The sequence below is a fragment of the Saccharopolyspora aridisoli genome (assembly GCF_004348445.1).
GTDB lineage: Bacteria > Actinomycetota > Actinomycetes > Mycobacteriales > Pseudonocardiaceae > Saccharopolyspora > Saccharopolyspora aridisoli.
In genome coordinates this window covers 151508-165300 of the sequence record NZ_SMKV01000009.1, presented here as the reverse complement: position 1 = coordinate 165300, position 13793 = coordinate 151508, and the positions used below count along the sequence as shown (strand labels likewise).

Annotated in this window: 13 protein-coding genes; 8 read left to right on the top strand and 5 right to left on the bottom strand. The window is 70.3% G+C overall.

Going from position 1 to position 13793, the window contains the following annotated elements:
• Positions 1-443: 443 nt before the first annotated feature.
• From E1161_RS10080 to E1161_RS10070, 3 genes are all read right to left on the bottom strand, one after another.
• Positions 444-2297, bottom strand: coding sequence for a dynamin family protein (locus E1161_RS10080; protein ID WP_132621930.1), 1854 nt, complete (start codon positions 2295-2297; stop codon positions 444-446).
• 82 nt (positions 2298-2379) lie between these two features.
• On the bottom strand, positions 2380-2838 hold the full coding sequence (locus E1161_RS10075; RefSeq protein WP_132621928.1) for a nucleotide exchange factor GrpE: 459 nt from the start codon (positions 2836-2838) through the stop codon (positions 2380-2382).
• A 5-nt stretch (positions 2839-2843) separates the two neighbouring features.
• Positions 2844-4367 carry a dynamin family protein gene (locus tag E1161_RS10070; protein WP_132621926.1) on the bottom strand — a complete coding sequence of 508 codons (1524 nt, stop codon included), beginning with the start codon at positions 4365-4367 and terminating at the stop codon, positions 2844-2846.
• A gap of 12 nt (positions 4368-4379) precedes the next feature.
• On the opposite strand from E1161_RS10070, the gene E1161_RS10065 reads away from it, so the two are divergent.
• The 4 genes from E1161_RS10065 (at position 4380) to E1161_RS10050 (ending at position 7221) form a co-directional block, all read left to right on the top strand.
• Entirely contained in the window at positions 4380-4577 is a 198-nt protein-coding gene (locus tag E1161_RS10065) for a hypothetical protein (protein ID WP_132621924.1), read from the top strand.
• The gene (locus E1161_RS10060; protein WP_132621922.1) at positions 4574-5371 is read left to right on the top strand and encodes an HAD hydrolase family protein; all 798 of its coding nucleotides are present in this window, start codon (positions 4574-4576) and stop codon (positions 5369-5371) included. Before E1161_RS10065 ends, E1161_RS10060 begins: the two co-directional genes overlap by 4 nt.
• 183 nt (positions 5372-5554) lie before the next feature.
• Positions 5555-6499: an ABC transporter ATP-binding protein gene (locus E1161_RS10055; RefSeq protein WP_132621920.1), complete on the top strand. Its 945-nt coding sequence runs from the start codon at positions 5555-5557 to the stop codon at positions 6497-6499.
• Positions 6496-7221, top strand: a complete 726-nt coding sequence (locus E1161_RS10050) for a hypothetical protein (RefSeq protein ID WP_132621918.1) — start codon at positions 6496-6498, stop codon at positions 7219-7221. The genes E1161_RS10055 and E1161_RS10050 overlap by 4 nt, the downstream gene beginning before the upstream one ends.
• Positions 7222-7773: 552 nt before the next feature.
• Here E1161_RS10050 and E1161_RS10045 read toward each other — a convergent pair.
• A complete protein-coding gene (locus tag E1161_RS10045; RefSeq protein ID WP_132621916.1) occupies positions 7774-8217 on the bottom strand; it encodes a universal stress protein in 444 nt (147 codons plus the stop codon).
• A 256-nt stretch (positions 8218-8473) separates the two neighbouring features.
• Between E1161_RS10045 and E1161_RS10040 the strand changes: the two genes are divergently transcribed.
• From E1161_RS10040 to E1161_RS10025, 4 genes are all read left to right on the top strand, one after another.
• Positions 8474-9067 carry a hypothetical protein gene (locus E1161_RS10040; protein WP_235874911.1) on the top strand — a complete coding sequence of 198 codons (594 nt, stop codon included), beginning with the start codon at positions 8474-8476 and terminating at the stop codon, positions 9065-9067.
• A 128-nt stretch (positions 9068-9195) separates the two neighbouring features.
• A complete protein-coding gene (gene trmB / locus E1161_RS10035; protein ID WP_408011973.1) occupies positions 9196-9840 on the top strand; it encodes a tRNA (guanosine(46)-N7)-methyltransferase TrmB in 645 nt (214 codons plus the stop codon).
• Between the two features lie 186 nt (positions 9841-10026).
• Positions 10027-11235, top strand: coding sequence for a nitric oxide synthase oxygenase (locus E1161_RS10030; RefSeq protein ID WP_132621912.1), 1209 nt, complete (start codon positions 10027-10029; stop codon positions 11233-11235).
• A gap of 449 nt (positions 11236-11684) precedes the next feature.
• Positions 11685-13016: an amidohydrolase family protein gene (locus E1161_RS10025; RefSeq protein ID WP_132621910.1), complete on the top strand. Its 1332-nt coding sequence runs from the start codon at positions 11685-11687 to the stop codon at positions 13014-13016.
• A gap of 48 nt (positions 13017-13064) precedes the next feature.
• On the opposite strand, the gene E1161_RS10020 is transcribed toward E1161_RS10025, so the two are convergent.
• Positions 13065-13757, bottom strand: a complete 693-nt coding sequence (locus tag E1161_RS10020) for an SDR family oxidoreductase (RefSeq protein ID WP_132621908.1) — start codon at positions 13755-13757, stop codon at positions 13065-13067.
• Positions 13758-13793 lie beyond the last annotated feature (36 nt).

The window sequence follows — 13793 nt, the reverse complement described above, 5'->3', positions numbered from 1 at the left end:
CTGCAAGCCGTTGGACGCAGCGTAGAGCCCCGGGGTTCCCCCCAGGAACCACCCGGGTGAGGAAACTGGGGCCCTGGGCGGTGGAACAGGGTTCCAATGGGAGTTCGGCGTCCGGAAATGCCTTGAAATCCGCGCACCGAACTCTTCTTGCATCTCGGAGAACCGGCCGGTGCTGCGATGTCAGGGGAAAGGCCGGGTTTTCGGGCGCGGGACCGGTGGGCTTGCCTCGGGACGATCGGGCGGGGGTGAGATCCGGATCCTGTGGGAGGCCTCGCAGATCTGCGTCAACCCGGGCTTCCGCCACGAGGCGCCGCCGCCCTGACCACCGGAGACCGCACGTCGTGCCCGGGGTGCCGGAACACGTCCGCAAACCGTCGACGGAGAACTCCGCACTCAGGTGGCGGGATGCGGACGTGATCCGCGGCCCGGGTGACCTGGGCGGGTCAGGACACCGCGTCGCGGAGGTTCCTGATGCCGGCGAGGAGGTGTTCGGCCCTCCCCCGGCCGGTGGTGGATTCGGTGAGACGGCGGTCGACGGTCTGCAGGCGGCGGCTGCGCTCGGCCGCGTCCATCTTCAAGGCCTTGTCGACGTCGCGGAGTTCGCCTTCGATCGCCTCGATCCGCCTGGTCAGCGCGTCGTCGAGGGCCAGCGAGAGCTGTTGCTCGGCTTCGATGAGCTGCTCGGCGACGAGCTGGTCGAGGGCCGACCGGGCGTCGGCGATGGCGTCGGTGAGCCACTGCTTGAGGTGCTGCTTGTCGGCCGCGTGCTTGCGGGTGCGGGCCATCCACCAGCCCGCGCCCAGCCCGAGCACGATCGTCACCGGCAGCACCACCGGGTTCAGCGCCGCGACCCCGAGCCCGGCGAGCGGCATCGCCGCCGCGCGGCCCACGCCCAGCCCGCCGGAGACGCCCATGAACACCAGCAACTTGTCCTCGGCGGTGGGCGGGCGCTTGTCCGGCGGGCGCAGCGCGATCGGAGCCTGCGCCCCTCGCGCGAACTGGGAGCGGATCACGTCCAGCTCCTCGGCCGAGAACAGGTCGTTGAGCGCCTGCTCGGCCACGGCCGCGAGCCTGGTCGAGAGCATGGTGGCGATGCGGGTGGAGGCCATCTGCAACGCGATGTCGACTTGTCGAGGCAGGTCGTTGATGTCCTCGCGCCCGGCGTTGTCGATGGACCGGCGGAACCAGTTCTGCACGTCGCGCACCTGGCGGCTGACCTCGTGGCTGGTCTCCAGCCGGGTGCGCTGGATCTCGCCGCGAAGCTTGACCTGCCAGCCCCGGGTCGACGAGCGGCGGGCGGTGCTCAGCTCGTCGCGCCGGGCGCGCAGCGACTCGGCCTCGTCCTCGCCCACGGTCAGCGCGCGCTTCTCGGCCTCCAGGTTCGCGGTGAGCTCGCCCAGCACGCTGGACAGGGCGCGCATCGTGTTGGCCTCGCCGAGCATCGCCGACCGGCCGGCGATGAGCCGTTCGAGCTCGTCGCGCAGTTCGACCACGCCGGACTTCTCGCGCAGCAGCGCCGCGTTGGCGGATTCGGGTGATCGCGCGGCGCGCAGGTGCATGCGGGCCGAGACCGGGAAGATCGGCGCCTCGGCGAACCGGGGCGCGTGCTCGGCCAGCAGCTCGCGGTCCTCGGCCAGCACCTGCCGCCAGCCGCGGTGCTGATCGGTCTTGGCCAGCGCGAACAGAACCGTTTCCACGCGTTCGCCGACCTGCTGCAAGAACTCCAACTCGCCGCGGGTGAACGGGGAGGACGCGTCGACGACGAACAGCAGCGCGGTCGCGGACACGGCCGCCTCGCGAGCGAGCTCGCCGTGCAGCTCCTCCAGCCCGCCGACGCCGGGTGTGTCGACCACGGTCAGCTCGGCGAGCGCGTCCAGGGGCGCGGTGACGCGCACGAAGCGCGGTGGCAGCTGTCCCTCGGGCAGCTCGCGGCCCGCGCTGGTCCAGTTCGGCAGCTCGTCGAGCTCGAAGCGCACGGGATCCTGCTGCCCGGGGTAGCAGGCCTGCGCCGTCCACTGCTCGTCGTGCTCGAACTGCAGGTAGGTGGCAGTGGCGACGTCGGCGTCCACCGGCGAGAGCCCCGGATGCTCCAACAGCGCGTTGACCAGGGAGCTCTTGCCCCGGTTGGTCTCGCCGACGACCACCACGCTGGGCGTGGCGGGGCGACTGCGGCGGACTTGCTCGACCCATTCCCACGCTGCGGGGTCGGCCTCGTGCAGGAACCCCATGAGCTTGTCGCGGGTCTGCTTGACCTGCTGGGGAAGCGCAGCGGCGACCGCAACGCCTGGTGCCGTCATGCGCGTCCTTCCCGTTCTCGCAGGTCGAACCTCCCAGGTGGAGCAGCCGGTCGCGGCACCACGAGCGTCGAAGGTACCCGGATCAGGTGCGGAGTTGGTAGACGGTGACGACCGGGGCTCGCAGGACGCGGTCGTGGTCGGCGAAGCCGAGGAGCTCGGTTTCGGCTATGACGCCGTCGAGAGCGGGGTCATCGGTGGGAACGGTGCCGCCGGCCTCGTGGGAGGCGGGGTCGAAGCGCTGCCCGTCGGGCCGCAGCGGGGCCACGCCGATGCTCGTGAGCCCGTCGGTGAGCCGTTCTGCGACTCCCGCGCTGCGGGCGCGATCGACCGCGTACACGCACAGCTGGATGAGCGCGGCGCGGTCGGTCAGCGCCTGCTCCAGCGGATAGATGACGGTTTCGCTGGTCACGGCGGTCCTGTCTGTCCCCTGATCGGCGTCGGCGTCGGGAACCGGGTCACCGGCTTCTGGGAGAGCAGACGAACCCGGATGGTGCTCGGTTCCGATTACGGATGACTTCTTCGATCGTCGCCAGCTCCGCACGGTGATCACCTGGTTCGCAGCTGCTGCCAGATCAGGAAGTAGGCCCGGTGCACCACGTGCGCGACCCGGCTCTGCGCGGGCGTGGCACCGAAGGAGGAGAAGGACCGCCACCAGTTGGCGCGCTCCAGCGCGAGCTCGGTCAGCTCGGCCTGCGGCAGTTCCGGCCGGCCGAGCTGCTCGCCTGGGTCGGTGCTGCCGCCCACCTGCATGACCTCTTCGGCCAGGTCCGGCGGCATCTCCACCGACCCGGCCGCGACCAGCGTCAACGCCTCCAGCACGCGCAGCTGGTGGGCCTCAGGCCTGGTCAGCAGCCCTTCGATCGCGTCGTGCACCTTCTGGCGCTCGTCGCGGTCACCGGAGGACTGCGCGAGCGCGGTGATCGACGCCAGCGCGGCCGCGGCCTTGATGCCGTCGGCGCGGGCCCGGAACACCGAGTCCAGCCGACCCAGCACCGACGCCAGCCCGGACGCGTCGCGGATCCGCCGCCGCAGCTCACCGGCGGTGATGTCGGGCTGGGCTTCCAGCGCGTCGAGGGCGCAGCGCACGCCGTGCAGGTCCATCCGCTCCAAGAGGTGCGTGCGGGTGCCTGCCGGGACGTCGCACTCCCAGCTGGTGAACAGGTCCGCCGACAGCAGCAGGGTCTCCCGCGTCGACTCGTCGAGCTTGGCCAGCGATCGCAGCGCCTCGGCGTCCGGGGCGGTGAAGCCACCGGTCTCGGAGGTCTCGGCGAGCAGCCCGATCACCGGCAGCACGTCGGCGACCTTGGGTTTGAGCAGTTCCGACTGCTTGGCGGCCAGGATCTCGGCGGCCTTCCACACGTCGTCGTCGGCGCCCTCGACGGTGTCTGCCTCGATCGTGTCAGCCTTGTTGAGCAGCGCGATCGCGTTGACCGGACCGGCTTCGCGGCTCGCGGTCGCGGCGGTGAAGGCGGCCAGCGCCTGCTCGTCGTCGGCGCGAACGCCCTGGGTGACGACGTAGAGCACGGCCTCCGCGCCGATCACGGCGTCGCGGGAGACCGGGTCGAGCTGCTGGGTGCCCAGCGCCTGCTCGGTGCGCGCGACCGAGGCCGAGTCCAACGATCCCAGACCCGGGGTGTCGATCACGGTCAGGTCCCGCAGCACCGCGTTGGTCAGGTACGCCTCCAGGTGGGAGACCTCGTCGAAGTCCACGCCCAGGTCGGCGGGGATGCCGCCGCCGGGGTCGAACGGGATCACTTGCTTGCGGCCGTCGTGGAACACGACCTCGACGCGGTCGACCGTGCCGTACTGGAAGCGGGTCACCAGCCGCGTGCACTCGCCGACGTCGGTGGGTGCGACCCGCCGTCCGATCATGGCGTTGACCAGGGTGGACTTGCCGGACTTGATCCGGCCGGCGACGGCGACCTGCAGCGGGGCGCCGAGCCTGCTCAGCACCTCGCCGAACCCTTCGGCGGTCTTGTCGGACAGCTGCGTTCGCAGCCCCGCGCACAGCCGGGCGACGGCGGCCGACAACGGACCTGCCCAGCTCTGCTGCTCGGGTGCCGTGTTCAAGGTGCCCTCTCGATGGAGTCAGACATCCCGGACGTGCCGGGAATCCGCCGCACCATCCTGCCACGTCCCGCCACCCCTCCGGCCGCAGTCCACGAAGGACGATCGACGACGGGTTCGTCGTGCGGCCAGGAGCTCTTCCCCTCCGGGGTCTCCGCCACTGGCACCACCGAGCAGAGCAACTCCTCAGCAAGCCCTAGCCTGCAGGCGTGAGCGTTGACCACAAGCCCGACCTCGTCGCCCTCGACATCGACGGAACCCTGCTGAACCCGGACACCGACACGATCTCCGACGCCGTCAAGGCCGCCGTGCGCCGCGCGGTGGACTCCGGCGCGCAGCTGGTCCTGGCCACCGGGCGCACCTTCCTCGGCACCGCACCCGTTCTCGACGAGCTCAGCCTGACCAGCGGGTTCGCGCTGTGCTCCAACGGTTCGGTGCTGGTGGACGTGGCCCGGCGCGAGCCGGTCTCGGTGGCCTCGTTCGACGCGACGCCGGTGCTGCGGGCGCTGCAGGAGCACCTTCCCGGTGCGATCTTCGCCGCCGAGGACGTGGGGGTCGGCAACCTCGTCTCCGCCCCGTTCGACCCGGACAAGCTGCACGGCCCGCAGCGGATCACCCCGGTCGACGAGCTGACCGCACACCCGGTGCCCCGGCTGATCGCGGAGTGGACCGCGCACGACCCGGCCGAGCTGGCCGAAACGCTTGCCGGCGTGGAGCTGCCGAACTGCACGATCTCCGTCGACACCTACGAACCGTGGGTCACCGTGGTCCCGGAGGGGCTGTCCAAGGGGGCGGCGCTGGAGAAGCTGCGCACCGAACTCGGCATCGCCGCTGATCGCACGTTCGCCGCGGGCGACGGCACCAACGACTTCGAGATGCTGAGCTGGGCGGCTCGCGGCGTCGCGATGGGCCAGGCACCCCTGGACCTGCGCGCCACGGCCGACGACACGATCGGCACGGTCGCCGAGGACGGTCTCGCCGTCGAGCTCAACCGCTTCTTCGCCTGAGCGCCTGTTCTCGCAGCTCGCGGCTGCGCCGTTCGCAGCCGGTCCGCGAACCGCCTTGGAGGTCCACGTGGATCGGGAAGTCCCGGACCGGGGTGCTGCTCCGGGAGGTCCCCGAGGTGCGTCATCCTCGGAGTCGATTCACTACTACCGGCACGGCTCCGCGTCCCAGCAACAGGAGTGATCATGATCGAGGCGAGTGGCCTCACCAAGCGCTACGGCCAGAAGGTGGCGGTGGACGACCTGTCGTTCACGGTCGAACCCGGCCACGTCACCGGGTTCCTCGGCCCCAACGGCGCGGGCAAGTCCACCACGATGCGGATGATGCTCGGGCTGGACAACCCCACTTCCGGTCAAGTGCGCATCAACGGCAAGCGCTACGGCGAGCTCCGCAACCCGCTGCGCACCGTCGGCGCGCTGCTGGACGCCAAGTGGGTGCACCCCAACCGCTCGGCCCGCGCGCACCTTCGGTGGATGGCGCGCTCCAACGGGATCGCGATGCAGCGCGTCGACGAGGTCCTGGAGCAGGTCGGCCTCACCGACGTCGCGCGGCGCAACGCCGGAGGGTTCTCGCTGGGCATGTCGCAGCGCCTGGGACTCGCGACCGCGCTGCTCGGCGACCCCGAGGTGCTGCTGTTCGACGAGCCCGTCAACGGCCTCGACCCGGAAGGCATCCACTGGATCCGCCGGTTCATGCAGGGCCTGGCCGCCGAAGGGCGCACCGTCTTCGTCTCCAGCCACCTGCTGTCGGAAATGGCGCTGACGGCCGAAGAACTCGTCGTCATCGGCCGCGGCAAGCTGATCGCGCAGTGCAGCACCGCCGAGTTCGTCGACAACGCGGGCAGCAGCTCGGTCCTGGTGCGGTCGCCGGAAGCCTCGCAGCTGCAGCGGCTGCTCGGTGACGAGCAGATCACCGTCCGCTCCTCGGAGTCCGACCGGCTGGTGATCGACGGCGCGACCACCGAGCAGATCGGTGAGCTGGCCGCGCAGCACCGGATCGTGTTGCACGAGCTCACCGCGCAGCGCGGTTCGCTGGAAGACGCGTTCATGCAGATGACCAGCGACTCCGTGGAATACCAGACCACGCTCGGCGAGGCGACCGAGCTGACCGCCCAGGGGGTGGCCCGATGACGTTGCTCGCCGTCGAGCGCATGAAGCTCTTCTCCACCCGTTCCCCGTGGTGGTGCATGTTCCTCGCCCTCGCGCTGCCGATCGGGTTCACCTCTTCGATCGCCGCCGTCTCCGACGGGATGTCGCTGAGCACGACGCAGTTCGGCTACCAGTTCGGCCTGATGGTCACGCTGGTGCTGGCCGCGCTGGCGATCACCACCGAGTACCGGTTCGGCACCATCCGCGCGACCTTCCAAGCCGTGCCGAACCGAACCGCTGTGCTGCTGGCCAAGACCGCGGTCGTGGCGGTGCTGGCACTGATCATCGGCGAGATCGGCGCGTTCGGCTCGTGGGCGATCTCCACGGTGCTGCAGCCCAGCTCGGACCTCGCGATCACCACTGCGGAGCAGTGGCGCGAGATCGCCGGTGTCGGACCGGTGTTCGCGTTCTCCGCGGTCCTGGCGGTCGGCGTCGGGATGCTGGTGCGGCAGACCGCGGGTGCGGTGACCATCCTGCTGCTGTGGTCGCTCCTCGTTGAGAGCCTCATCGCGCTGGTGCCCGAGGCCGGGCAGGACATCCAGCAGTGGATGCCCTTCGTGATGGCCGACCACTTCCTCAAGGGCGGCGGGAGCATGGCCGTCGACATGCCGCTGGGACCGTGGGGAGCGCTCGCGTACTTCGCGGCGGTCACGGTGGGTGTCTGGTTGATCGGTCTGGTCGTGACGCATCGCCGCGATGCCTGACCAGCGGATTTGATCTTGATCCCGAAAGGCCTTGAGCAAATCGGGATTCCGCAGCTGGGCCCGGGATAGCAAAACGTTACCGAGCCCGGCCGAGAGTCTGATCACGCCGACCGATAGGATCGACTCGCAAGATAGAGCGGTCGCCATCGGCCCGCCGACCGCACCGGGTCACATTGGACGCGGTGCGTCAGCGGTGGATCACCCGGTGATTCGAGAACGCTGGAGCACAACCAAAGACGACCGACTGCAGTAGCGCTCGGGGGCGCCGGCGGTCGGGACGGGGGAGGGCCCCGGGCTGTCATTCGGGGGATGGCCCGGGGCCCTGTGCTTCCCACGTCCAGCGCGACCCAGTCCGCTCAGCATTCCTAGGTGGACTGTTGAGGTCTCGCCTTGCTCGGCGGTGCGGGTAGCCGAAGCTCAGACGCCGCCTGGGACCGGGCGGCATCCGATGTATGTCAACCACGCGGCATCCCGGACGACGTCTGAGGACCCGCGGCGGTGCGAGCTGAGTCCCGCACTCGGACAGGGCGGGCACGGCCGCAACCGGCGTCGCTAGACCATCGGGCGCACGACCAGGACCGGGCAGGCCGCGTGGCGGACGCACTGCTCGGCGACGGATCCGAGCATCAGCCCGGAGAAACCGCCTCGACCCCGGTGCCCGACGACCAAGAGGTCCGCGCCTCTGGACGCCGAGAGCAGGGCCTGCGGCGAGGGCGAGTGCGCCACGTGGATCTCCACGGGGACCTTCGGCGGGTCGCCGAGCTTGTCCGCGACGAGCTTCGCCGTTTCCCGCTCCACTTCCCGCTGGAACGCTTCGGTGCTGGGGATGGCGTTGGGCGGGCAGTCGGCGGGGCGCGGTGCCGTGCGCATGCTCCAGGCGCGCACGACGTGCAGCACGGCGTTGCGGCGCTCGGCCTCCTCCGCGGCCACGGTGAGGGCTCGCAACGACGACGCCGAGGTGTCGAGGCCCACGACGACTCCGCTGTCGATCTCCACGCGATGGAACGTCTGATCCGGCACGCCTCTACTCCAACTGCCACGGCTCCCGTTGTCGAGCCAGCGCCCATTAGGTCAACCGAACGAGTTTTACCTGTGATTGCAATCACATTCTACACGCTCGTCCCACTCGCCGGTGTGGCTGTGGTAAGGCATAAGTAGAGGTGTCCCGCAACCAGCGTCGCTTGGGGGCATGCGCTGGCCGTGGGCGAGTACTTCAGCTCGCGTCTATCTCCACCACAAGAGGAGTGGGCAAATGCTGTTTTCACAGGAGCGCACACCGTCTTCACAAGAGCGTGCACTGATCGACGCACCGAGCGGCGGCGCTCGCGCCAAGCGCATCGGCGATGACGTCCAGCTGGAGCCGGTTCCGCGGCTGGAGTGGTCGCTGGCCACCGAAGCCCACCAGCCGGCCACCGAAGCCGCGACACCCGCATCGCTTCGGCGCAGCTGGATCCACAGCGCTCCCGAGCGGCAGGTACTGGGGCTCTTCCGCAAGCTCAACGGCGCCAAGCGGCGTCTTCCCGCGCCGTGGTGGCTGCGCGCGCTCGACCGCGGCGAACTCGCCTCCCGCGCCGAGGCGTTCCAGATCGAGGACGAGGTGCACGCCGTGCTCTCAGCCCGACCCGGCTGGGTCTTCGTCCCCTGGGTCGGCATCAGCGAAGCCGGGTACTGGGAGTACGCCCCGTCCGACCGCGGCTCGGTGAAGATGCCCACCACCGTCGTCCTGACCGACGAGCACGAGGGCTGGCTGAACGTCGTCCCCGCATACGGGGACGAGGAAGCGCTTCCCGTGCCGACCAGCACGACCAAGCTGCTCTCCCTGCTCCCGCAGGTCGAGATGTGGTGAGCCGGTAGCCGACCACGCGGTGGTCGGGGGTCGCCGCCGGTTTGCGATAATTCTTCCTCGTGAATTCCTCTGACCAGCAGGTTCCGTTCCGCCGCACCGTTGTCAGCTACGTCCAGCGAGGCGAGCGGATGACCGTGGGGCAGCAGCGGGCCTGGGATCGCCACTGGGCGGAGCTCGGCTCCGAGATCACCGAGCTGCCCGAGGGCCCGTTGGACGTGGAGTCCTGGTTCGGCCGTTCCGCGCCGGTGGTGCTGGAGATCGGCTCGGGCATGGGCGAGACGACCGCGCAGCTCGTCGCGGCACAACCGGACGTCAACTACCTGGCGGTCGAGGTCTACAAACCCGGTCTGGCCCAGTTGATGCTGCGCGCGGAGAAGCTGGAGGTCTCCAACCTCCGCCTGCTGCGCGGCGACGCGATCGTGCTCCTGCGCGAGCACGTCGAGCCGGGATCGCTGGATGAGGTGCGGATCTACTTCCCGGACCCGTGGCCGAAGAAGCGCCACCACAAGCGCCGCCTGGTCCAGCCTGGGTCGGTCGAGCTGATCACGTCGCGGCTGCGTCCCGGCGGCGTGCTGCACCTGGCCACCGACTGGGAGAACTACGCCGAGCAGATGCGGGCGGTTTGCGAGGCCGAGTCGCAGCTGAGCAACCGCTACGCCGACGAGCCCGGCGGCTGGGCTCCGCGTCCCGACTGGCGTCCGGTGACGAAGTTCGAGAACCGTGCGCACGACGAGGGCCGCGAGATCCACGACCTCATCTACGAGCGGGTCTGACTCCTGGTGGGCGATCCTTGAGCGGCCGAGATGTTCACTCGGATGGTCGATCAAGGATTCCGTCAATCGCGTCGAAACTAGTTACATCGCGTCAACGCACCCCTGTTCGTGGCGGCTGAAGATCACCGGAAAGAGAACGGCTCTGAGTCGCCCAGGCAGCAGGTCTCGCGACTACGTTCGCACGGCGTGACGGCTATTCGCGAGGAACTCATCCCGAGCCAGACGAGCCCGTCGGAAAGCGCCGCCGAGGACTTCCTGCGCTCCTTCCACTCCGCCCACCCCCAAGCCGGTTCCCTGCGCGAACGGCTCGCCGAAGTGCGGCGCAGCATCGCCGAGACCGGCACCTACCGGCACACCACCGCGGAACTCTCCTACGGAGCCCGCGTCGCGCTCCGCGACAGCGGCTGGTGCACCAGCGGCCTGCCCTGGCGACGGCTCGAGGTGCGCGACCTGCGCGGCCTGCGCAACGCCTCGGCCATCGCGAGCGAGTGCTTCGAGCACCTGCGGCTGGCCACCAACGCGGGTCGCATCCAGCCGTTGATCACCGTCTTCGCCCCGGACTCCCCCGACGCCTCCGGGCCTCGGATCTGGAACGAGCAGGTCGTCCGCTACGCCGGGTACTCGCTGGCCGACGGCGGTGTCCTCGGCGACGCCCGGTACCAGGGCTTCACTGCGAAAGCGCAGAGCCTCGGGTGGAAACCCCCGGCCGTGCGAAGCCGTTTCGACCACTTGCCGCTGGTCGTCGAGACCGAGCACGAGGGCGTCACGCTCGCCGCGCTGCCCCGCGACGTCGTCCAGGAAGTCCCGCTGGAACATCCCGACCACCGCTGGTTCGGTGAACTCGGGCTGCGCTGGCACAGCGTCCCGCTGATCAGCAACATGCAGCTGCTCATCGGCGGTATCCGCTACCCGGCCGCGCCGTTCAACACCTGGTTCGTGGGCACCGAGATCGGCACCCGCGGTCTGGCCGACGACCACGCCTACGGCCTGACCCGGCAGGTCGCCGAACGGCTGGGCATGGACACCTCCACGGAACGCAGCCTGTGGCGGGACCGGGCGATCGTCGAGATCAACCGCGCCGTGCTGCACTCCTTCGACGCCGCTCGAGTCACCATCGCCGATCACCACAGCGAAGCGCTGCACCGGATCGAACGGCTGCGCTCGGGACGCCTTCCCGGCGGGTCCGCACCGGCGTTCACGGTCAGCAAGGCCGCGGCCCGCCGAGCCCGAACCGGATCGGACGATCCACCAGCGCCGGAGGCGCGGGTAACCGGCCGCCGGGAACCGGCCGCAGCTGAGCGGGACGCGTCTCCAGGAGGGCGAGATCGTCCCCGCTACGACGTTCTTGCCCGGATGAGCCGCCGTTGTCTGGGCACGGACCTGCCCCAGGGTTGAAGCGGCCCTCGCGGTGCTTGCGCTCTCCACCGCCGTAGCTCTCCAGCAGGTCCTGCAGCACGGAGCTCACCGCCATCAGCAGCAGCGCGATCATCGCGATGGCGGCGGCGATGGCGGTCATCGTGGTCTCGAACATGGTGAACCTCCCCGACTCGGGTTCGTCGCTCCCAGCGTGGCTGTTGCGATGCTTCGCGCGGATCGGCCAGCTGGGGATGTTTTCCCTGATCATTCGGTTGGCCCATCAGGGGTCTGCCCCTCAGGGCGGGACCTCGGTGAGGCCTGGTCCCAGACTCGGGCACCGGCGCGAGAACCGGTATCGGCCTGCAGGCCAGCGTTCGACCCGCTCAGATCGGCCGATCGGCCAGGGGGTGTTGACCTTTCGGCCAAGTCGCGCCGCTCGGGGGAACGAGGTCGTCCGGTCGCGGACCGCGGTGCGGCAGAATGCGGTCATGCCGACCGCACTCCGCCTGCACGCACCGATGGCCCTGCCCTGCGACGCGACCTGCGCGGTCGTCCGGGACGCTGTCGTGGACGTCGACGACACCGGCCGCATCAGCTATTGCGGTCCTCGCCGGGGCGCACCGGAACGGTCCAACGACGTGGTCGTCCGCGAATGCGGCGGAATCCTGCTGCCCGGCCTCATCAACGCCCACGCCCACAGCCCGATGACCCTGCTGCGCGGCATGGGCGCGGACCTGCCACTGCTGCGCTGGCTCAACGAGGTGATCTTCCCGGCCGAGGCCAGGCTCCGCCCGTCCGACGTGCGCGCGGGCATGGAGCTGGGATGCGTGGAGATGCTCCGCGCGGGCATCACCACCAGCGCGGAGATGTACTTCATAGCCGAGTCGATGGTCGAGGCGACGCTGGCGGTCGGTTCTCGCGCGGTGCTGGCGTCCGCCGTGATCGACACCCCGGCGCTGGAAGCGCTCGGTGGCTGGCGCGGCGCGGTCGAGGGCGTCGATCGCTGGATCGACGCCGACGGCCTGCGCTTCGGCCCCGGCGAGCGCATCGAACTGGCCTACGGCCCGCACTCGGCCTACCTGCTGCCGCCGGAAGCCCTGCAGGCGATCGGTGAGTCCGCGCAGCAGCGCAACGCCCTGGTCCACACCCACGTCGCGGAAACCCTCGCCGAGGACACCGCCCAGCGTGAGGAGTACGGCTCGGTACCGGCGCTGCTGGACAAGCTCGGCGTGCTCGAAGGCCGAGTCGTCGCGGCGCACGGAGTGCACCTCAGCGACGAGGACATCGTGCTGTTCGCGCGGCGCGGTGTCGGTGTCGCGCACTGCCCCGGATCCAACGCCAAGCTCGCCTCGGGCACCGCTCGGTTGGTCGAGCTGCTGGCGGCCGGCGTCCCGGTGGGACTGGGCACCGACGGGCCGTCCAGCAACGATGACCTCGACCTGTGGGAAGAGGTGCAGCTCGCGGGCCTGTTCGCGCGCACGGTCACCGGCGACGCGACGGCGCTGAGCGCTCGGGCCGCGCTGCTGGCCGCGACCCGGGGTGGTGCCGAGGCGCTGCACCGCGACGACATCGGTGCGCTGGAACCGGGCCGCTGGGCCGACATCGTGCACCTCGACGTCGACAACCCCGCTTTCGCGACGGGCCTGGACGCACCCGACGAGCAGGTGCTGTCGAACGTGGTGTGGGCAGCGGGTTCGCGCAGCGTGCGCGACGTGTGGGTGGCGGGCGAGGAGGTCCTCAACGACCGCGAACCCACCCGGGTCGACCGCCGCACGGTCCAGGCCGCGGCCCGCACCGCCGCCCTGCACGTGCGGGGCTGAACACGAGGGAGCCCCGGACCGCGCAGGTCCGGGGCTCGAGGTGAGGGATCAAGCAGCCGCGGGGCGCACGATGATCTCGGTGAGGTGCGAGTCCGGGGTGGCGTTGACGGCCGAGATGATCGGCTTGGCCACGGACTCGGGGCGCAGGTAGCGGTCGGCCTCGAAGGTTCCGCCTTCCTGCTCGCGGACGGAACGCTGCATGTCGGTCGCGGTCCGGCCGGGGAACACCGAGGTCACGCGCACGCTGTTGGCGGCTTCCTCGGCGCGCAGCACGTCGGCGAACGCGCGCAGCGCGAACTTGCTGGCCGCGTAGGCACCCCAGTTCGGCTTGGCGCTCAGGCCGGCGCCCGAGTTGACCAGCACGACGTGGCCCCGCGCGGCGCGGAGCTGGGGCAGCAGCAGGCGGGTGAGTTCGGTGACGGCGAAGAGGTTGACCTCGAAGGTGCGCCGCCAGGAATCGCCGGTGGCGTCGGCGATGTGGCCGAGCTCGACGAGTCCGGCGCAGTGCACCAGGACGTCGACTCGCTCGATGGCGGTCGCGGCGTCGGCCAGAGCGGCGTGGTCGGTGAGTTCCACCGGCCACTCGCGGGCGGCGCCGGGCAGTTCGTCGATCAGGGTCTGGATGGCGTCGGTGTCGCGGCCGCCCAACAACAGGTCGTGAGTGTTGGACAGCTCACGCGCGACCGCGGCACCGATACCTCGTGAGGCGCCGGTGACCAGGGCAATCGGGCGTTCGGGCATGTCTGTAACGCTACAGGTGGCAGGTCTCACCGGGGT